This window comes from Nonomuraea sp. NPDC049607, assembly GCF_040675375.1.
Classification (GTDB): domain Bacteria; phylum Actinomycetota; class Actinomycetes; order Streptosporangiales; family Streptosporangiaceae; genus Nonomuraea.
This window is the reverse complement of sequence record NZ_JBFAOV010000062.1, coordinates 1-18214: the sequence shown is the minus strand read 5'-3', so window position 1 is coordinate 18214 and position 18214 is coordinate 1. Positions and strand designations below refer to the sequence as shown.

General features: G+C 71.3%; 21 protein-coding genes. 5 read left to right on the top strand and 16 right to left on the bottom strand.

Annotated elements, in window-relative coordinates; all coding sequences use genetic code 11:
• Positions 1-11: 11 nt before the first annotated feature.
• From AB0J97_RS49230 to AB0J97_RS49195, 8 genes are all read right to left on the bottom strand, one after another.
• Entirely contained in the window at positions 12-995 is a 984-nt protein-coding gene (locus tag AB0J97_RS49230) for an alpha/beta hydrolase (RefSeq protein WP_364103671.1), read from the bottom strand.
• Positions 996-1092: 97 nt separating this feature from the next.
• The gene (locus AB0J97_RS49225; RefSeq protein ID WP_364103668.1) at positions 1093-2691 is read right to left on the bottom strand and encodes a GMC oxidoreductase; all 1599 of its coding nucleotides are present in this window, start codon (positions 2689-2691) and stop codon (positions 1093-1095) included.
• A gap of 1 nt (position 2692) precedes the next feature.
• Positions 2693-3229, bottom strand: a complete 537-nt coding sequence (locus tag AB0J97_RS49220; protein ID WP_364103665.1) for a carboxymuconolactone decarboxylase family protein — start codon at positions 3227-3229, stop codon at positions 2693-2695.
• Positions 3226-4308 (bottom strand): dihydrodipicolinate reductase, encoded by a 1083-nt coding sequence (locus tag AB0J97_RS49215; protein ID WP_357709534.1) that lies wholly within the window; start codon positions 4306-4308, stop codon positions 3226-3228. The genes AB0J97_RS49220 and AB0J97_RS49215 overlap by 4 nt, the downstream gene beginning before the upstream one ends.
• Before the next feature lie 56 nt (positions 4309-4364).
• Positions 4365-4664, bottom strand: a complete 300-nt coding sequence (locus AB0J97_RS49210; protein WP_364103662.1) for a hypothetical protein — start codon at positions 4662-4664, stop codon at positions 4365-4367.
• Between the two features lie 43 nt (positions 4665-4707).
• Entirely contained in the window at positions 4708-5187 is a 480-nt protein-coding gene (locus AB0J97_RS49205) for a TIGR03618 family F420-dependent PPOX class oxidoreductase (protein WP_364103659.1), read from the bottom strand.
• 30 nt (positions 5188-5217) lie between these two features.
• On the bottom strand, positions 5218-6657 hold the full coding sequence (locus AB0J97_RS49200) for an MFS transporter (protein ID WP_357709525.1): 1440 nt from the start codon (positions 6655-6657) through the stop codon (positions 5218-5220).
• Positions 6658-6736: 79 nt separating this feature from the next.
• Positions 6737-7222 (bottom strand): MarR family winged helix-turn-helix transcriptional regulator, encoded by a 486-nt coding sequence (locus AB0J97_RS49195; protein ID WP_364103656.1) that lies wholly within the window; start codon positions 7220-7222, stop codon positions 6737-6739.
• 125 nt (positions 7223-7347) lie between these two features.
• On the opposite strand from AB0J97_RS49195, the gene AB0J97_RS49190 reads away from it, so the two are divergent.
• Positions 7348-7782, top strand: coding sequence for a peptidase inhibitor family I36 protein (locus AB0J97_RS49190; RefSeq protein WP_364103653.1), 435 nt, complete (start codon positions 7348-7350; stop codon positions 7780-7782).
• 90 nt (positions 7783-7872) lie between these two features.
• On the opposite strand, the gene AB0J97_RS49185 is transcribed toward AB0J97_RS49190, so the two are convergent.
• Positions 7873-8823, bottom strand: a complete 951-nt coding sequence (locus AB0J97_RS49185; RefSeq protein ID WP_364103651.1) for an SDR family NAD(P)-dependent oxidoreductase — start codon at positions 8821-8823, stop codon at positions 7873-7875.
• Between the two features lie 54 nt (positions 8824-8877).
• Here AB0J97_RS49185 and AB0J97_RS49180 point away from each other — a divergent pair, with 54 nt between their 5' ends.
• Both AB0J97_RS49180 and AB0J97_RS49175 read left to right on the top strand, forming a co-directional pair.
• Complete coding sequence (locus AB0J97_RS49180; protein WP_364103648.1) at positions 8878-9291, top strand: MerR family transcriptional regulator; 414 nt, start codon at positions 8878-8880, stop codon at positions 9289-9291.
• A gap of 26 nt (positions 9292-9317) precedes the next feature.
• Positions 9318-9878, top strand: coding sequence for a GNAT family N-acetyltransferase (locus AB0J97_RS49175; RefSeq protein WP_364103645.1), 561 nt, complete (start codon positions 9318-9320; stop codon positions 9876-9878).
• 2 nt (positions 9879-9880) lie between these two features.
• On the opposite strand, the gene AB0J97_RS49170 is transcribed toward AB0J97_RS49175, so the two are convergent.
• The 6 genes from AB0J97_RS49170 to AB0J97_RS49145 form a co-directional block, all read right to left on the bottom strand.
• Entirely contained in the window at positions 9881-10327 is a 447-nt protein-coding gene (locus AB0J97_RS49170) for a MarR family transcriptional regulator (RefSeq protein WP_357709507.1), read from the bottom strand.
• Positions 10324-11799: an MFS transporter gene (locus AB0J97_RS49165; protein WP_364103641.1), complete on the bottom strand. Its 1476-nt coding sequence runs from the start codon at positions 11797-11799 to the stop codon at positions 10324-10326. Before AB0J97_RS49165 ends, AB0J97_RS49170 begins: the two co-directional genes overlap by 4 nt.
• A gap of 325 nt (positions 11800-12124) precedes the next feature.
• Positions 12125-12277, bottom strand: coding sequence for a hypothetical protein (locus AB0J97_RS49160; protein ID WP_364103638.1), 153 nt, complete (start codon positions 12275-12277; stop codon positions 12125-12127).
• Between the two features lie 2 nt (positions 12278-12279).
• Positions 12280-12687, bottom strand: a complete 408-nt coding sequence (locus tag AB0J97_RS49155; protein ID WP_364103635.1) for a hypothetical protein — start codon at positions 12685-12687, stop codon at positions 12280-12282.
• Between the two features lie 313 nt (positions 12688-13000).
• Positions 13001-13450 (bottom strand): VOC family protein, encoded by a 450-nt coding sequence (locus tag AB0J97_RS49150; protein ID WP_364103632.1) that lies wholly within the window; start codon positions 13448-13450, stop codon positions 13001-13003.
• Positions 13451-13461: 11 nt separating this feature from the next.
• Positions 13462-14706 (bottom strand): FAD-dependent monooxygenase, encoded by a 1245-nt coding sequence (locus tag AB0J97_RS49145; protein ID WP_364103629.1) that lies wholly within the window; start codon positions 14704-14706, stop codon positions 13462-13464.
• A 169-nt stretch (positions 14707-14875) separates the two neighbouring features.
• Between AB0J97_RS49145 and AB0J97_RS49140 the strand changes: the two genes are divergently transcribed.
• Positions 14876-15832: a GntR family transcriptional regulator gene (locus AB0J97_RS49140; RefSeq protein WP_364103626.1), complete on the top strand. Its 957-nt coding sequence runs from the start codon at positions 14876-14878 to the stop codon at positions 15830-15832.
• A 513-nt stretch (positions 15833-16345) separates the two neighbouring features.
• On the opposite strand, the gene AB0J97_RS49135 is transcribed toward AB0J97_RS49140, so the two are convergent.
• A complete protein-coding gene (locus tag AB0J97_RS49135; RefSeq protein WP_364103623.1) occupies positions 16346-16915 on the bottom strand; it encodes a helix-turn-helix domain-containing protein in 570 nt (189 codons plus the stop codon).
• 436 nt (positions 16916-17351) lie between these two features.
• On the opposite strand from AB0J97_RS49135, the gene AB0J97_RS49130 reads away from it, so the two are divergent.
• Positions 17352-18214, top strand: an 863-nt coding sequence (locus tag AB0J97_RS49130; protein WP_364103620.1) for a cytochrome P450, incomplete at its 3' end; no start/stop codon positions are given.

Sequence of the window (18214 nt, the reverse complement as noted above, 5' to 3'; positions counted from 1 at the left end):
CGGTGTCCGCGTCAGAGCCGGGCGAGCCAGTCGAGCAGGATGGCGTTGACCTCGGCGGGCCGCTCCTGCTGGACCCAGTGGCCGCAGTCGTCCAGGAGACGGGAGGAGACCAGGCCCGGCAGGGTGGCGGGGAAGGCGTCGATCGCGGCGGAGAGCCATCGGGTGGTGGCGTCGTCGGCGCCGCCGACGAACAGCGAGGGCTGGGTGACGGGCGCGCCGTCGTGGGGCGCGAGGTCGGCCCAGTCGCGGTCCATGTTGCGGTAGCGGTTGAGCGCGCCGGTCAGGCCGGTGCGCTCGAACTCGGCGGCGTAGAAGTCGAGGTCGGCCTCGCTCAGCCAGCCGGGCAGCGTGCCGTCCGCCGGGAACCGGTCGCGCATCCTGCCGCCCGGGGCCACGAACAGCGGGTGGGGCGCGTCCGGGCCCGGCATGGTCCCGGCGGACAGGGCCGCGTACACGCCCGCCAGCCAGCCCCGGACGTCCGGCTCGATCTCGGCCTCGGCCCGGCCGGGCGTCTGGAAGTAGCTGACGTAGAACTCGTCCGTCCCGCCCATGGCGGCGAACACCTCGGTGGGACGCGGCCCGCCGCGCGGCGTGTACGGCACGCTGAGCATGGCGACCGCGCGGAAGACGTCCGGCCGCAGCAGGGCGCTGTGGGCCGCGATCGAGGCGCCCCAGTCGTGGCCGACGATCACCGCGGTCCGCTCGCCCAGCGCCCGCACCACCGCCACGCCGTCCTCGACCAGCTCGGTCATCCGGTACGCGGCCACGTCCGCCGGCTTGGACGAGCGGCCGTAGCCGCGCACGTCCACCGCCACCGCCCGGTACCCGGCGGCGGCCAGCGCCGGGAGCTGGTGCCGCCAGGAGTACCAGGACTCGGGGAAACCGTGCACCAGCAGCACCAGCGGCCCCTGCCCCGCCTCCACGAGATGGACGCGGCCGGCGGGGGAGGGCGCCAGGCGGTGGACGCCCTCGGCGACCGGGGTGGGCTGTGACATCGTTCCTCCACGCACGTGTGTCCTGGTCTGTCACCAGGATCATGCGCGGCCCGTGCCGCGGCCCGCCAACTCCGTTGCCGTTTCGGCAAACCCTGCGCTAAAGGTCGGTGGCGATGATCTTCTCGATGTTCCGCTCGGCCAGCGCCGTGATCGTGACGAACGGGTTCACCGTGGTGTTGCCGGGGATCAGCGAACCGTCGATGACGTACAGGCCGGGGTGTCCGGCCAGGCGGCCGTAGTTGTCGGTGGCCCGGTTCAGCACCGCGCCGCCGAGCGGGTGGTAGGTGAGGTGGTCGCCCCAGATCTTGTACACGCCGAACAGGTCGGTGCGGTAGATCGTCCCCTCCTTGGAGTTGATCTTGTCGGAGATCGTCTTCGCCATGTCGATGGACGTCTGCTTCCAGGCGGTCTGCCAGCTCAGGTCCACCTGGCCGGTCGCGGCGTTCCAGGAGAACTGCGCCCGGTGCGGGGTGTTGGTGATCGACAGGTAGAACGAGGCGTACGTCTCGATCCCGGTCGGCAGCGGCGCCACCTCGGCGAACGCGCCCCCGGCCGTCCAGTTGTCGATGCCCGCGCACGGGATGGCCGACTGCAGCTTGCCGGTCGGGTCCCACAGGTGGTTGGCCCGGCCGCACATCACGTTGCCGTTGTCGCCCCAGCCCTTGCCGACCTCGTCGTTCAGGCCGGGCAGCGCGCCGGTGGCCTTCAGCCTGACCAGCAGCTTGCTGGTGCCGACGCTGCCCGCGGCGAAGAAGACCCGGGCGGCCGTGACGGTCTTGGCGGCGGTGACCGAGCCGTCGGTGGCGAGCTGGTCGATCCGGACGGTGTAGCCGCCGCCCGCCGCCGGGGCGACCGAGGTGACCCGGTGCAGCGGCGAGATCGTCACCTTGCCGGTCGCGCCCGCCCGCGCGAGGTAGGTCTTCTGCAGGGACTTCTTGCCGTGGTTGTTGCCGTACAGGATCTCGCCGGCCAGCGCCGACTGGGGGGCCGTGCCGGCCGCCTCCTGCTTCATGTAGTCCCAGTCGTACACGTCGGGCACGAAGGTGAACGGGAAGCCGGAGCGCTGGGCGTGCTTGCGGCCGACGCGGGCGTACTGGTAGCACGCGGCGGTGTCGAACCAGGCCGGGTCCACCAGGCCGACGCCGAGGCCGGAGTTGGCGCGCGGGTAGTAGACGCCGTACATCTCGTCGGCGTCGACCGACGGCAGCACCGAGGCGAAGTTCTCCCGTTTGGGCGTGACGGCCATGCCGCCGTTGACCAGCGATCCGCCGCCGACGCCGCGGCCCTGGTAGACCGTGATGCCGGCGAACTCCTCGGCGTCCAGGATGCCGGTGTAGCGAGGGATGTCCCGGTCGATGGGGAAGCCGAGGAAGTAGTTGAGCGGCGCCTTGGTCCTGGTACGCAGCCAGTACGAGCGGTAGTCGGGCTCGCGCGTGTTGCAGAAGATCTTGCCGTCCGAGCCGGGCGTGTCCCAGGCCATGCCCATCTCGATCATGTGCACCTCGACGCCCGCCTGGGCCAGGCGCAGTGCGGCCACCGAGCCGCCGTACCCGGTGCCGATCACCAGGGCGGGGACGCGGGCGCCGTCCGCGATCGGGCCGGCGGCGACGGCAGCGGCGGCGGCGCGGCCGGGCAGGGCGGCGGCGCCCAGGAGGGAGGCGGTTCCGGCGATGAAGGTGCGGCGGCTGGGGTTCATGTCACGGGCCCTCGCTCGGTCGGCTGGACGGAGACTCGGTCGGTCTGACGGAGGGGGACGGGCCGCCGGTCAGCATGCAGGCCGTGTCGAGGCCCAGCACGTGGTTGAGCCGGCCGAAGGCCCACCAGGAACCGATGCTCATGCTCAGTTCCACGATCTCCTTCTCGCTGTAGTGCTCGGTCATCCGGGACCAGAACTCCTCGTCGAGCCCGTGGTGGTCCAGGGCGTACCGCTCGGCGTACTCGGCGGCGAGCCGGGTGCGCGCGTCGAAGGCGCCGGTGGTCCGCCAGCCGGCGACCGCGTCGGCGAAGCCGTCCTCGACCTTGACGCCGTCGCGCTCGGTGCGCCAGTCGAGGCAGAAGACGCATCCGTTGATCTGCGCGATGCGCAGCCGGGCCGCCTCGAACTCGCGCAGGCCCAGCGTGGTGTGGGCGTAGACGGCCATGGAGAACTTCGAGGCGGCGGTGCCGATGCCGGGGACCATCTCGCCCCAGACGTAGGCGACCGGATCCTTGCCGCCGGGAACGTCGACGATCACGGATTCTTCCTTCCGAGCCGGCCGGACGCGGGTCGCAACGGGACGTCGAGCGCGTCGTACAGACCGGGCGGGGCGGCGGCGAGCCAGTCGACGGCGTTCACCAGCCGGCCGGCCGCGGTGGCGTTCCCGCCCGCCGAGCGGTTGCCGCCCTCGTCGGTGGCCTCGATCGTGACCTCGATGCGCGGGCTGCCCTCGACGATCACCCGGTGGGCGCCGTCGCCGCCGTCCGGCGGGAGCGGCCAGTCGGGGGCGCAGGAGGGGTGGATGCGGGTGACGTGCTCGATCACGATGCGCGGCTCGCCCTCCACGACGCCCTGCACCTCGAACCGCACCGCGCCCTGGGTGCCGGCCTCGAACACGCCCATGCGCGCGGTGGTGACCGTACGGTCGAGCGGGCGCCGCTCCACGACCTCGCGGATCTCCTCCAGGGTGACGCCGAGGGCCCGCGCCATCAGCCGTACCTGGCCGCCCCACACCATCGACGGGACCGTGGGCGCGATCATCGGCGGCTCGTACTCCATCGGCTCGCCCATGCCGACCATGTACCGGACCGCGTCCGGGCGGTCGTAGCCGGAGTAGTCGAAGATCTCCTGGCAGCGGATCACGTCCACGACCGAGCCGAGGCCGCTGAGCAGCAGGGGAAGCAGGTCGTTGCCCCAGCCGGGGTCGATGCCGGAGGCGAACAGGGAGCCGCCGCCCTCCGCGACGGCGGCCAGCACCTGTTCCCGCAGCTCGGGCGGGGCGCCACGGTGGTCGTAGAGGGCGTACAGGGAGGGCGTGACGACGACGGCGCCGGCCCGGATCGCCCGTACGACGTCGGCCAGGGCGTCGTCGGGACGCAGGTCGCCGGAGGCGGCGTACACGACGGCGCGCGGGCGCGCGGCCAGGACGGCGGCGACGTCGTCCGTGGCGGTGACGCCGAGGTCGCGGCCGAGACCGGCGAGCTCCCCGGCGTCGCGGCCGACCTTGCCGGGGGAGTGCACGAGGACGGCGGCGAGACTGAGGTCGGGATGGGCCTCCACGGCCCTGATGGCGGCGCGGCCGACGTTGCCGGTACCCCACACCACGGTGGACGTCATGGGCGGAGCGTAGCAAGCGCTTGGTTTGGTGTACAGGGCCCCTCGCTGGGGGGCCGTCAGCCTGTGACGGCCTTGATGAAGAGGTCTCCCGTGGCGGTCTTGAGCAGCTCGGCGCAGCGGTCGCCGTTGACGGGGGCCAAGGTCACCGACCAGCCGAAGCCCTTCATCCTGTTGCCCGGCGGGGTGGGGACGTGGATGACCTTGCCCGCCGACAGCACGTGCACCCGGCCGGTGGTGCCCAGGTAGCCGAGGGCGACGTCGTCGCCGCCGTCGAAGTCACGGGCGCTCGCCCCCGAGCAGTCGCCGCGCTCGGGCCGCACGACCGGCGGCCGGGTCGCGACCCCCTTGTCGATCACGCCATCCTTGTCGTGCCGCCGGTTCCCGGCAACCCGCCGCCGGTCAGGTGGCGGCGTCCAGGGCGATGCCGTACAGGTGGTCCACCCGGATCCTGATGACCAGGCGGCGGCCCTTGGTCATCTCCTTCAGGAAGGCGGCCTCGTCCGCCGGGTCGGGGAAGCCGCCGGCCATCTCCAGCAGCTCGCGTCCGGTCGCGTCGCCCGGCTTGAGCGACGGCTCGGAGATCTCCGCGCGCCCTTCCGCGACGGCGTACGACAGCACGCTGTCGCCCTGGAGGTGCACCGACGCCCGCGGGTCGGCGAGCAGGTGGCGCACCTTGACGCGGCCCTCGGCCGAGGAGATGCGCAGGACGCGTTCGGCGGCGTCCCAGCGCAGGGCCATCGAGGCCAGGTGCGGACGGCCGTCGCGCTTGAGCGTGGCCAGCACGCCGAAGGGCTGGCGGGCGAGGATGTGCAGGAGTTCGTCCTCGGTGAGAGGGCGGGCGCCGGGGCCCTGTCCGGGGCCGTAGGTGCGCTCGGTCATGATGATCAGTTCCGTTTCGTGAAAGGGGTGTCAGAGGGCGGCCGGCTGCTCGGTCCGGGGCGCCTCGGCGGGCGCGGCGGACCGGGGCCGGCGCAGGACGGTCAGGGCGACCACGACGGCCGCGGCGAGCAGTCCGGCCGAGGTGGCGAAGGCCAGATGGTAACCGCCGGTCAGCGCCGCGGCCTCGGCCGCCCCGCCGGCCCGCAGCTCCTGCGTACGGGAGGCCGCCAGGGTGGTCAGGACGGCCACGCCCAGCGCCATGCCGATCTGCTGGGTGGTGTTGAACACCCCGGAGGCCAGGCCGGCGTCGTCCGCGCGGGCGGCCGACATACCGAGCGCGGTCAGCGCCGGCAGCGCCAGCCCGCCACCCGCGATCAGCACCATGACCGGCAGCAGGTCGGTGACGTAGTCGGCGTGCACCGGCACCCGTGTGAGCCAGGCCATCGCGGCCAGCAGCAGCACCAGCCCGGCCAGCAGCACGGCGGGCGTGCCGAAGCGGGCGCTCAGCCGCGCCGACACGAACAGCGACACGCCGCCGATCGCCACCGCCGCCGGGAGCATCGCCAGGCCGGTGCCGAGGGCGCCGTACCCGAGGACCTTCTGCATGTAGAGCGCGACGATGATCTGGAAGGCGAACATCGCCGACAGCGCGAGCATCTGCACGACGTTCGCCCCGGCGACGTTGCGGGAACGCAGCACGCGCAGCGGCATCAGCGGCGTGCGCGCGGTGGCCTGACGCAGGAAGAAACCGGCGAGCAGGGCCAGCGAGACCGCGCCGAACGCCAGGGTGTGCGCGGAGAGCCATCCGTGTTCCTCGACCTTGACCACGGTGTAGATGCCCAGCATCAGGCCCGAGGTGACCAGCAGCGCGCCGGCCACGTCGGCGCCCCGCGCGAGGCCGAGGCCGCGGTCGGCGGGCAGGGCGCGCAGCGCCAGTGCGATCGTCGCCAGCCCGATCGGCAGGTTGATGAAGAAGATCCAGTGCCAGCTCAGCGCGTCGGTGAGGACGCCGCCGAGCACCTGCCCGATCGACGCGCCGGCCGCGCCGGTGAAGCTGAAGACCGCGATCGCCCTGGCCCGTTCGCGCGGCTCGGTGAACAGGGTCACCAGGATGCCGAGCACGACGGCCGAGGCCATCGCGCTGCCGACGCCCTGCAGGAAGCGGGCGGCGATCAGCATGCCCTCGCTGCCCGCCGCGCCGGCCAGCAGGGACGCGCCGGTGAACACCGCGTTCCCGGCCAGGAACAACGTCCTGCGGCCCACGAGGTCGCCGAGCCGGCCGGCGAGCAGCAGCAGCCCGCCGAACGCGAGCAGGTACGCGTTGACGACCCAGCTCAGCCCGGCGGGGGAGAACCCCAGGTCGCGCTGGATGGCGGGCATGGCCACGGTGACGATGCTGCCGTCGAGGATGGTCATCAGGGCGGACGTCGACAGCACGGCCAAGGCGGTGTGCCGGGAGGTGAGGGACATGGTCGTCTCCTGTTCAAGGGGTGCAACAAGAGAGACCGTAGCAGATAGTTCTGTTGCAGACGATATGCGACGGAACTATCTAGCTGCGCGCCCTGGCCCGCCGGACCGGCTGCGGGGCCTCGACCGGGGTCTCCAGGTGGCCGGTGACCAGCCGGTTCAGGGCGCGTACCAGCACCTCCCGCTCCTGGTCGGGGATCGAGCCGAGGGCCGCGGTGTGCACGCCGTCCACGATCTCCTGGCTGCGCCGCGCCACCTGCGCGCCCTTCTCGGTCACGGCGATGATCCGGGCCCGCCGGTCGGTGCTCGACGGGCGCCGCTCGGCCAGTCCGGCCTTCTCCAGGGCGTCGACGGTCACCACCATCGTGGTCTTGTCCATGTCGCCGATCTCGGCGAGCTGGATCTGTGTGCGCTCCTCCTCCAGGGCGTGCACGAGCACGCAGTGCATGCGCGCGGTCAGCCCGAGCTCGGCCAGGGCCGCCGCCATCCGGGTGCGCAGGACGTGGCTGGTGTGGTCGAGCAGGAACGACAGGTCGTGCTCGGTGCGGGCGGGCGCCATCGAAGTCATGTCATCGAGGCTACCAAGTCGTCCCGTAGCGGATTATCCGCTGAAGAACGTCCGCCCTGACGGTCTAGCGCAAGTTGATCTCACTATGTATGTTCGGACCGAAGGAAAGTTTCGTCCATGGAGGTATGGTGGGCAAGAAGTTTCACGTTCTGGCATTACCGATCGCCGTGGCCGCCCTGGCCGCAGTGGCGTCCCCCGCCCAGGCGGCGACAGGGTACGACCGCTGCCAGGAAGGCAACTACTGCCTCTTCTCCGGCCTCGACGGCACCGGGGACATCGTCCAGCTCCAGGCGAGCACGGCCAGCCTGGCCGCCCTGGGCATGGGCGATCGCGCCAAGTCCGACTGGAACCGCACCGACACGCTCATCCATCTCTACTCCGAGTCCGACTACGGCGGCTGCTCGGCCGTCACCGGCCCGCGCGGCAAGGGCAACTTCTACAGCACCTTCCGCGACTTCTTCGACTCCGTCCGCTTCGGCGGCCCCAACGGCCCCGCCTGCTCCATCGGCGGCGACGAGCTGACCATCAAGCGCGCCGCGACCGTCGACTCCCACGGCTGACCTTCGAACCCTCCGGCCGGCCCCGCCGATTCGGCGGCGGCCGGCCGTCGCCGTCCCCGGCCATCCGGCCGCCGCGGGTGAGCCGGGCGGTCAGGAGAAGGCGTCGTGGCCGGTCAGGGCGGCGGAGAGTTTCCACAGGCGGGCGGCGGAGTCGGGGTCGAGGGCCCAGGGTTTGACGCCGCCGACCAGCATGTCGTCGCCCGTCGCCGGCTCGGCGAGGTCGCAGTCCTGGCAGTAGGCGCCGCCGTGCGTCTCCAGCAGGGGTGACGTGGCCGCCCAGACCGCCGTAGCCGCGCCCTGTTCCGGGGTCTTGAAGCCGTCGGCCCGGCGTCCGCCGGAGGTGATCCAGCCCTGGGCGACCTGCTCCGCGTGGGGGATGCGGCGCTGCAGCGGGGTGAGGATGCTGCCCGGGTGCACGGCGAAGGCCCGCAGGCCGTCGGCCGCGCCGAGGGCGTCCAGATGGACGGCGAACAGGGCGTTGGCCGTCTTGGACTGCCCGTAGGCCGTCCAGTGGTCGTAGCCGTGGCGGAAGTGGAGGTCGTCCCAGCGGATGTCGGACAGGAAGTGCCCCGAGGAGGAGACCGACACCACCCGGGCCCCGGCGAGCGCCGGGCGCAGCCGGTTGACCAGGGCGAAGTGGCCGAGGTGGTTGATGGCGAGATGCGCCTCCCAGCCGGGGCCGACGGGCCGGTGGGGGTAGGCCATGACGCCCGCGTTGCCGATGACGACGTCGAGGGTGCGGCCGGTCTCCAGGAACAGGTCGGCGAAGGCGCGGACGCTGCCGAGGTCGGCCAGGTCCAGCTCGCGCACCTCCGTGCGGGGGAGGTCGCGCAGCGCGTCCTTCGCCACGTCGGGACGGCGGGCGGGCACGACGACGTGCGCTCCCGCCCGTGCCAGCGCGCGGGTCGCCTCCAGGCCGAGCCCCGAGTAGCCGCCGGTGATCAGGACGTTCCTGCCGGACAGGTCGACGCCGGTCAGGACGTCGTCGGCCGTGCTGTGCGCGCCGAAACCCGAGCGGATTCTGTGGTGTGTACGTGCCATGCCCCCGACCGTAGAATCTAGAGTGCAATCTAGGTCAAGCTATGGGAAGGTGCCATGAGCAGGGACGCGGACCGCCTGTCCATCGGGGACGTCGCGCGGGTCACCGGGCTGGGCGTTCACGCGCTGCGCTTCTTCGAACGCGAGGAGCTGTTCCTGCGCCCGATCCCGCGTACCGCCGGCGGGCAGCGGGCCTACGACCGGGCCGACGTGGAGTGGCTGCTGCTGTGCAACCGGCTGCGCGAGAGCGGCATGCCGATCGCCACCCTGCGGAGGTTCGCCCATCTCGTGCGGTCGGGGCCGGGCAACGAGCCGGAGCGGCTGGCGCTGCTGGAGGAGCACGAACGGGCCGTCCGCGACCGGATAGCCGACCTGACGGCGAGCCTGGAGATCATCCACGGCAAGGTCGTCACCTACCGCCGGCACGTCCAGGACGGCACCGCGGCCGGCGTCTGGTCCCCGTCCCCGTAGTTCGCCGGCCCTAGGATCAAGGTTCCATGAGCCGCCTGCCCACGCTGTCCGCCACCGAGATCGCCGCCGGGCGTCTCCTGCTGCGCAAGGCCCGCGACGCCGACCGTGACGGTCTCGTCGAGCTGATGACCGACCCCGAGGTGCGCGAGCACCTGGGCGGCCCGCGCCCACGCGGCGACGTCGAGCGGTTCCTCGACGCCGCCGGGACCGCCGGAGCGACGGCCGCCCCGGGCGCCTACGTCATCGCGGACCTCGTCACGGACGGGCTCCTCGGGACGCTGTCGCTCGACCGCCGGGCGGCCGGCCGTCCCGGGCACGTGACCGGCGACGGCGAGGAGCTGGAGCTGTCGTACGTGCTGCGGCGCGCCGCGTGGGGGAGCGGGTTCGCGTACGAGGCCGCGTCCGCCGCGCTGAGGGCGGCGGCGGCCGAGCTGCCCGACCAGCCGGTCGTGGTCGTCACCCAGACGGCGAACGGACGCTCCTTGAGGCTGGCCGCCCGCCTGGGCTTCCGGCCCGTCGCCACCTTCGAGGAGTTCGGCGCCGAGCAGACACTCGGCGTCGCCGCCCTGTCCGGGTTCGGGGGCTGACCTCACCGCTGCCGCGCGGCCTCCTCCGGGGCGCGCAGGCGGGCCATGATGCGGTCGAGGGCGGCCAGGTCGCCGGGGTCGAGGGCCAGCAGGGAGCGCGGCGGGCGGGCCAGGATGCGCTCGGCCTCCTCGGCGGCGGCCGTCCCCGCCGGGGTCAGGGCGACGATCTTGCTGCGGCGGTCGTCGGGGGAGACGCTGCGGGTCACGTGGCCGCGCCGCTCCAGGTCGTCGACCATCAGCGTGGTGTACGGCTTGTCGGTGGACAGCTCCGCGGTCAGCTCCCGCATGGTCATCGGCCCGGCCAGCAGGCGGCGCAGCGCCTTGACCCGGAAGAAGCTCATGCCGAGCGTCTCGGCGACCTCCTTGCGGCGGTCCTCCTGCCGCAGGACGAGGTCGTACATGGCCGCCCAGACGCGGGCCACGGCCTCCTGGCCGGAGGTGTCGGTCATGACGCGTCCGCCGTTCTGTCGGGAGCGTGGGCGAGCCGTTCGGCGGTACGGGTGGCGCTGCGGCGGGCCCAGCCGGTCGTGGTCAGGATACCGAGCAGCAGGATGGCCAGCCCGCACCCGGCGACGATCCACCAGCCGACGTGGCTGGCCGAGGGGAACCCGGCGGCGAACGGGCCGGCCACCGCCGAGGTGACCAGCGAGCCGATGACCGCGACGCCGAGCGACTGGCCGATCTGGCGGCTGGTGGAGGCCACCGCCGCGGCCACGCCGGCCTGGGCGCGCGGCATGCCGGACACGGCGGTGTTGGTGATGGGCGCGTTCAGCATGCCGAACCCCACCCCGAACAGCACGTACGCGGCCATGAGCCGCCAGGTCGGCGTGTCCGCCGCCAGCCCGGTCATGATCAGGCCGCTGGCCGTCATGGTGATCCCGGCCACCAGCAGCGGGACGCGGGGCCCGGCGTTCCCGACGATCCGGCCCGACAGCGGCGCGCAGACCACGGTCAGCCCGGCCATGGGCAGCGTGTAGAGGCCGGCGTGCAGGGCGGACAGGCCCAGGACGTCCTGGAGGTAGAGGGTGTTGACGAATAGGAACCCGCCCAGCGCGGCGAAGCCGCACACCGCGATGACGGTGGCCCCCGTGAACGGCGCGCTGCGGAAGAAGCGCAAATCGATGAGCGGGTCGGTGCGGCGCAGCTCGTACGGCGCCAGGAAGGCCAGCGCCAGCGCCGCGACCGCGAAGCAGCCCAGTGTGCGCGGCGCCCCCCAGCCGGCGGCCGGCGCCTCGATGAAGCCGTACGTCAGGCCGGCCAGCAGCACGATCACCAGCGCCTGCCCGACCGGGTCCACCCGGCGCGGACGTGGCGCGCGCGACTCGGGCACGAACAGCGCGCACAGCGCGAACGCGGCCAGCCCGACGGGGATGTTGATCCAGAAGATCGACTTCCAGCCGACCGAGTCCACCAGCATGCCGCCGACCAGCGGGCCGAGCGCCATGCTGACGCCGACCACACCGCCCCACACGCCGATCGCCCGCGCCCGCTCGCGCGGCTCGGTGAAGGTGTTCGTGATGATCGACATGGCGACCGGGTTGAGCATCGACCCGCCGACGGCCTGCAGCGCCCGCGCCGCGATCAGCCAGCCGAGGCCGGGCGCCAGCGAGCACATGAGCGAGCCGAGCGTGAACAGCGCCAGCCCCGTCTGGAACGTGCGCCGGCGGCCGACCCGGTCGCCGGTCGAGCCGGCCAGCATGAGCAGGCTCGCCAGCACCACCGTGTAGGCGTCGATGATCCACTGGAGTCCGGACATGGAGGCGTTCAGGTCGCGCCGGATGGCGGGCAGCGCGATGTTCACGATCGTGTTGTCCAGCCCGACGATGAACAGGCTCATGCAGCAGATGGCCAGCACGAGCAGCCGCCGGCGGGGGCTGAGCGCGGACGTGGACAAGACGGGCGCCCTGCTGGTTATAGGCATATAACGATTATATTCGCATAACTAAACAGATGGCCGCCGCACCCCCCGAAAGGGACGCGGCGGCCCTCGCCCGATCACCGAACGTGCCGCGGACGGGCTAGCCGATGAACATCGCGGCGGCCATCGTCAGCGCGATCACCGCGTACACCGACACCTCCCCGGGCAGCAGGAGGAGTTGACAGTGTGGAGCCGAAGATCAACTGCTCTGCCCGTGCCGTCCGACAGGAGCGCGTACCTGCGGCCGGCGGACTTGGCGGTCGCGGGTTCGGCCGCGTGCGCCTGGGGGTGTGGGAGAGGAAAGAGTCAGGAGTAAGGCAAGGAGCACCTATGCCGTCTGAGGCCGCCAGCGCAGGACCAGCCAGCCGAACGGGATCGCGCTCATCGCCCCGGCGAACAGTCGAAGTGGCGGCGACATCAGGTCGCCGAACAGCAGGTCCGGTCCGAGACCGAGCGGCGGCAGCGTGGTCAGGAAGGCCATCGTCAGATACCCCGCGACGATGCCGACCACGACGGGCCGTGGGGCCCGCCGGTCGCTCCGGACCCCGTCCGGCGACCGGCGCCGGGGCAGCACGCGCAGGGCCGGCCAGGCCAGCGGCGCGCGATCATCAGCAGGTAGGCGACGGTCCATCCCCACGGGGTCTGATTGCCGGGGTCCTCGGTGGCCGAGATGACGACTCTCAGCCCGAGCACACCGGCTACGGCCAAGGCGCCGGTGACGATGAACCCGCCGGTGCGCAGATAGCTCTGATCGCGCAGGCGCGGGAAGAGCAGGTTGGTGATCGCGACGGGCGGGAGCACGCTGAGCACGACGTGGACGCCGATCTGTGACTCCCAATAGGTCCAGTTGATGCCGAGGGCGCGCAGGCCCCAGTCGGCGGCGCCGTACATGTGCGGATGGTCAGGACCTGTAGGCCGAGTCCGTCATCGGCTACCTGATGGGCCAGGCCGAGCACCACCAGGCTGGTCCATCCGCCGCCGGCCCGCGCGACCGCCTCGCGGATGAGCAGGAGGCCGGCGCCGTACATCACCAGCAACAGCGGCAGGAGCAGCCAGATGAACGGGACGGCGACCGCTGAGAACGTCAGCTGCGCGCAGAGCGTCGTCAGCAGCGCCAAGGTCCACGCGGCACGCTCCCGGCCGCGGCCGGGAGCGGCCCGGTCGGATGTCCGTGCGCATCGCTTGCTCTGCCCGTACGCGCTGATCACCGATCACGGGCGTCGGCCAGTGCCTGAATGTCGATCTTGGTCATGGCGTGCAGGGCGGTGAGGACGCGTTCGGCGGCCTCCGGTTCGGCGCCTTGGAGGAGCTCCCGCAGGGCCGTGGGCATGACCTGCCAGGTCACCCCGAAACGATCGACCAGGGAGCCACCCGGCCCCTCTTCGCCGCCATCGGTGAGGCCCGCCCAGAGGGTGTCCACCTCCTCCTGGCCGTCGCACTCCACGTACATCGACAAGGCCCTGGTGAAGGGATACCGGGACCCACCGTTGTGAGCGATGTAACGCTGACCGGCCATGTGGAAGACGACGGTCATGACGCGACCGTCCGCGGTGCGCTCGATGTCGATGATCCCGGAATCGGCGAACAGTGCGGTGTAGGAGGTGGCCGCGGCTTCGGCTTGGCCGTCGAACCACAGGAAGGTGCTGACGCGCATGGTGCTCTCCTTCAGTGCTTGCTGGACCGGTGGGGTGCCGGATCGGCGTAGTCGTCGAGCACGACGGTGTCGGCCACCGACTCCAGCCCTCGGCTGACCAGGCGTTTGGGCAGGTAGCGCACGAGTCGTACGGACTGGTTCCGCAGCCACATCTGTGCCCGCGTGTCCGGCATCAGGCCACCGTCGCCGGCGGTCCGGGCGAAGTGCTGGGCCCGGTCGACGAACTCGCGCATGCCCCTCTCGTACGCGGCATAGGCCACCCGCTGGTCGCCCCCGGCCTTGAACAGTTCACCGGCGAGCACGTAGGCGCCGACCAGGGCGAGGCTGGTGCCGATCCCGGACATGGGAGAGGCGCAGAAGGCGGAGTCCCCCACCAGCACGGTCCGGCGGGTCGACCAGGTGCGGACCTGCACCTGCTCGACCCGGTCGAAGTAGAAGTCGGACGCGTCCCAGATCTGCGGCAGGAAGGCGGGGACCTCCCATCCCGCGTGCTCGAAGGTGCGCGCGACGACTTGCTTCTGCGCGGCGACGTCTCGCCGGTCGAACTCGAGCCCGGGGGCACGGAAGAAGAACCCCGCGAGGGCCCTGCCCGGCTCGGTCAGCGGACGCAGGCCCGCTGTTCTGCCAGCACGGCCGTCACCACCGGGCATGGTGTACATGAGTTGCCAGCCGTCCAGATCCACCTCGGACGTGACGGAGAAGAGCGCGATGAAGGAGCCGAGATCGCGGACGTAACGGTCGTCGGGGCCGAACGTCAGCCGGCGCACGCTGGAACGGACGCCGTCCGCGCCGACGAGCAGGTCGAACCGCCTGGAGGCCCCCTTCTCGAATGCCGCGGTGATGCCGTCCTCGTCCTGCAGCACGTCGGTGATCGCGTCGTCGAAGACGTACTCGACGTTGTCGCGGATCGTGTCGTGGAGGATCCGGGCCAGGTCGGTGCGCAGGAGCGCCCACTCGGCGACCGGCCCGCCGGACGGCCCGAACACGTCGGTGCCCAGGCTCGCCACCCGCTTGCCGCTTTCGTCGATGAAGGCCATGCCGCGGGCTCCGATGCGAGCGTGGCGGATCTGCGGAACGAGGCCCATGCGTTCGATCACCTGCCGCGCGGTGCCCCGGATGTCGATGGCGTGACCGCCCGTGCGAGGCGCCGGCGCGCGCTCCACCACCGTCGGCCGGAATCCGTACCGGCGCAGCCAGTACGCCAGAGCCGCGCCGGCGATGCCGCCCCCTGACACGAGGATGTCCCTGTTCTTCATTCGTCCTTCCCCCACGTTCGTGACTACGGCGTATCTTCGCGTTGTGCGTACACCGTATGGGTACGGCGAGGGCGTGGAAACACGTTTGCGAGCAGAAGTGAACTAGTGCAAGCGACAAAGTGAACTAGTACGCTAGGCCTGTCATGTCCCCGTCGGACCGGAGGATCACGTGCCATCGACGCAGCGCCCGGAGCCGCCCTACCGGGCGATCGTCGCGGAGATCCGCTCCTGGATCGACGGCGGCGATCTCCGCCCCGGCGACCGAGTGCCGTCCATCCGGGCCATCGCGCAGCGGTGGGGCGTCGCGATCGCCACCGCGACCAAGGTGACGGCCGCTCTGCGCGAGGAGGGCCTCGTCGAGACGAAGGGCGGTTCGGGCACAGTGGTCAGCCCCCAGGCCGGCCGGCGGACCGCTCGCCCGCAGCACCGCGACGCCACGGCCGCGCGACAGGCCGAATCGGCCGACCAGGAGATGCTCCGGACGCGCATCCTCCGCGCCGCCGTCGACCTCGCCGACACCGAGGGGCTGCACGCGCTGTCGATGCGCCGGCTCGCGGCCAAGCTGGAGCTCGGGCCGATGTCCCTGTACCGGTATGTCACCGGGAAGGAGGAACTGCTGGTCGAGATGGCCGACATCGTGTTCGGCGACCTCGATCTGCCCGAGCGCGGACCGCAGGGGTGGCGCGCCAAGCTCGAACTGGTCGCCCGTCAGCAATGGCGGCTCTGCCGGCGGCACGTGTGGCTGCCCCAGGTCGTCTCGTTCACCCGGCCCGTTCTGGCCCCCAACATGATGGCCCACACCGAGTGGACCCTGCGGGCGCTCGAGGAGCTCCATCTCCCCATGGACATCCGGTTCCAGGAGACGCTCACCCTGCACGCGCTCGTCGTCACCGTCGGGCTGTCCAAGGCAGCCGAGGCCGAGGCCGAGCGGAACACGGGCATGACCTTGCAGCGCTGGTCGGAAGCCGAGCACTCGCGCCGGCAGGAGCTATTCGCCGACGGAAGATTCCCCCTCCTGGCAACGATCTCGGGCGATGCGGCGCCCGATCTGGACGTCTTGTTCGAGTACGCCCTGGCCCGCCATCTGGACGGATTCGCGGTCCTGGTCGGCGACCAGGGCTCCTAGGCACGAGCCCATCTGTGAACGTGTTCAGCCGCCGAGGCGATCGGCGGCGCAAGGTCGGCATGCGCGCTGCCATCCGATCGATCCAGGAGGCGAACTTCTCGGACACCGGGCGTGTCTGGAAGCAGCGAAGATGACAGTGAGACCCGCTCCCGACCTGGGCACTGTCGCTTCGATGGACGTCGACGCATCGCCGCTCACGTCATCGAAGTTGACAGTATCCGGCCGAAGATCGCTCACCTCGGCCTGCACAGGGAGCATACGACGGTCGTTGTCTCGGGCTGGTCATGCCGGAGCACCGCGGCGTCAGCGGGTCGGCTGGCGACCTCGGCACCCTGGGGCCGGTTCGAGGTGATCAGCGAGGCGGCGGAGAGTGACCGCGAACCGCCCGCGGAGGCGTAGAAGAACACGCCGGCGCGAGCACGGCGGGATCATCTGCCGGTGTGCGGCCTCGGCTCGCCGCTCAGCCAAGTCCGCGCGGACGAGTTCTTCCTGCAAGTGATGCACGAAAGGCCCTCAGGGTTCTTCGGGGAATGCGTGGTAGAAGATGAAGATCGGGCGGGTATCCGGCGGAGGCTCACTCGACTCGACGCGCGCCTGGGTCAGTTCGCGCCACGGCTTCAACACGGCATTGAGCTGGTCGGCGAGCTGCGTGAGCTCATCCTTGGTGAGCCGTAAGTGGCGGCTGCTTCCGAAGGACGCGTGGCGCCAGTCCTCGGGAAGCGTCATATGAGTGCGTTCGAAGTCACGCAGCCGCTCGAACTGGTCGATCACCCACTGTGAAGTCCACGCCTGCAGCGCGGCTCTGGCCTCCGGGGCTTCGAAGTCCCTCACCAAGGCCCACCCGCTCAATGCTGCCCGCACCCAGCGTTCCCGGCTGTCCCGGGCGAGCTCCGGCACGTCCTCGATCAACCCATGTGGCTGCATTTGCCGCAGGTGATAGCTCACCTGGCCGGGGTCGGCCTCCATCCGCCTGGCGAGCTCGCTCACCGTGACCGGGCCGATCCGGAACAGGAGGCTGAAGAGCTTCATCCGGAACCGGCTGGTCATGACCTTGAGCACGTCCATGTCGTCGATCTGCCGCATGGCCACGACGGTAAGTCCAGCAGCTGAAGATGCTCAAGACATCTACTGGATCTTGAAACCGTGGTGGTGGCGGTGCGGAGCTGAAGATCAACTGTCAGTCCCGTACTCGCTGCAGGGATGCCCGGACGGCTGCGCTGGTTGCCAGGGCCGCATGCCTTCGCCGGCCAGGAGCAGCGCCGCCTCGGGCAGGTCGAGGTCTTCGGCGGTTTCGGCTGAGTGCAGGTGGTGGGGGCGCGTGTCATATTGAGGTCTCGCTATCAGGTCAACTGTCAGGAACCGCGCCGAACTCTCAGGTTGGAGGACGCCAGACACAAGCGGTGGTGTCCTTGGGGGTGTCTTGACGTATCAAATGAATGCTTTTTTAATTCGATTGAGGGCGTGATTCGCCTCAGATCGACTCCGACCGGTTCATCGACGTCAGGGATGGAGCTGCGAGATGACCGTGGACGACCGTTTCGGCCCGGAGCTGGAAGAGACGCGCAGGGCCCGGCTGCGCGGCACCGTCAGCGAGATCGTCACCGATCCGGTCTCGGACTGGGCCACCGACTTCTCCCACGTCGACCCCCAGTGGGCCGCCGACCCGTACCCGATCCAGGACGACCTGCGGCAACGTTGCCCGATCGCGCACACCGACCGGTTCGGCGGGGTCTGGCTGCCCACCCGCTACGAGGACGTCGCGGCCGTCGCCTACGACACCGAGCGGTTCTCCTCGCGGGCGGTCGTCGTCGGCAACGTCAAGCCGCCCAGGGAGCTCGCGCCGGTGGGCGGGGTGCCGCCGATCTCGTCCGACCCGCCCTTCCACCACGACGCCCGCAAGCTGCTGCTGCCCGCCTTCACCAAGACGGCCGTCGCCAGGCGGGAGGAGTCGACGCGGGCGCTGTGCCACGAGCTGATCGACGGCCTGGAGGGGCGCGAGGTCGTGGACGCGGCCCGCGAGTACGCCCAGTACATCCCGATGCGGGTGATCGCCGACATGCTGGGCTTCCCACCCGAGGACGCCGACCGGTTCAGGCGGTTCGTGGAGAACGCCCTGGAGAGCGTGAACGAACCGACCGAAGTGCGGCTGGAACGCTTCGCCGAACTGTCGGCCTATCTGGTGGAGCAGATCCACGACCACCTGGCCGACCCGCGTGACGACCTCACCTCGTACCTGCTCGACGCCGAGCTCAACGGCGCGAAGCTGGACCCCGTCCACGTCGTCGGGACGATCGCCCTGCTGCTGATCGCGGGCATCGACACCACCTGGAGCGCCATCGGCGCCTCCCTGTGGCACCTGGCCAAAACCCCCACAGACCGCGA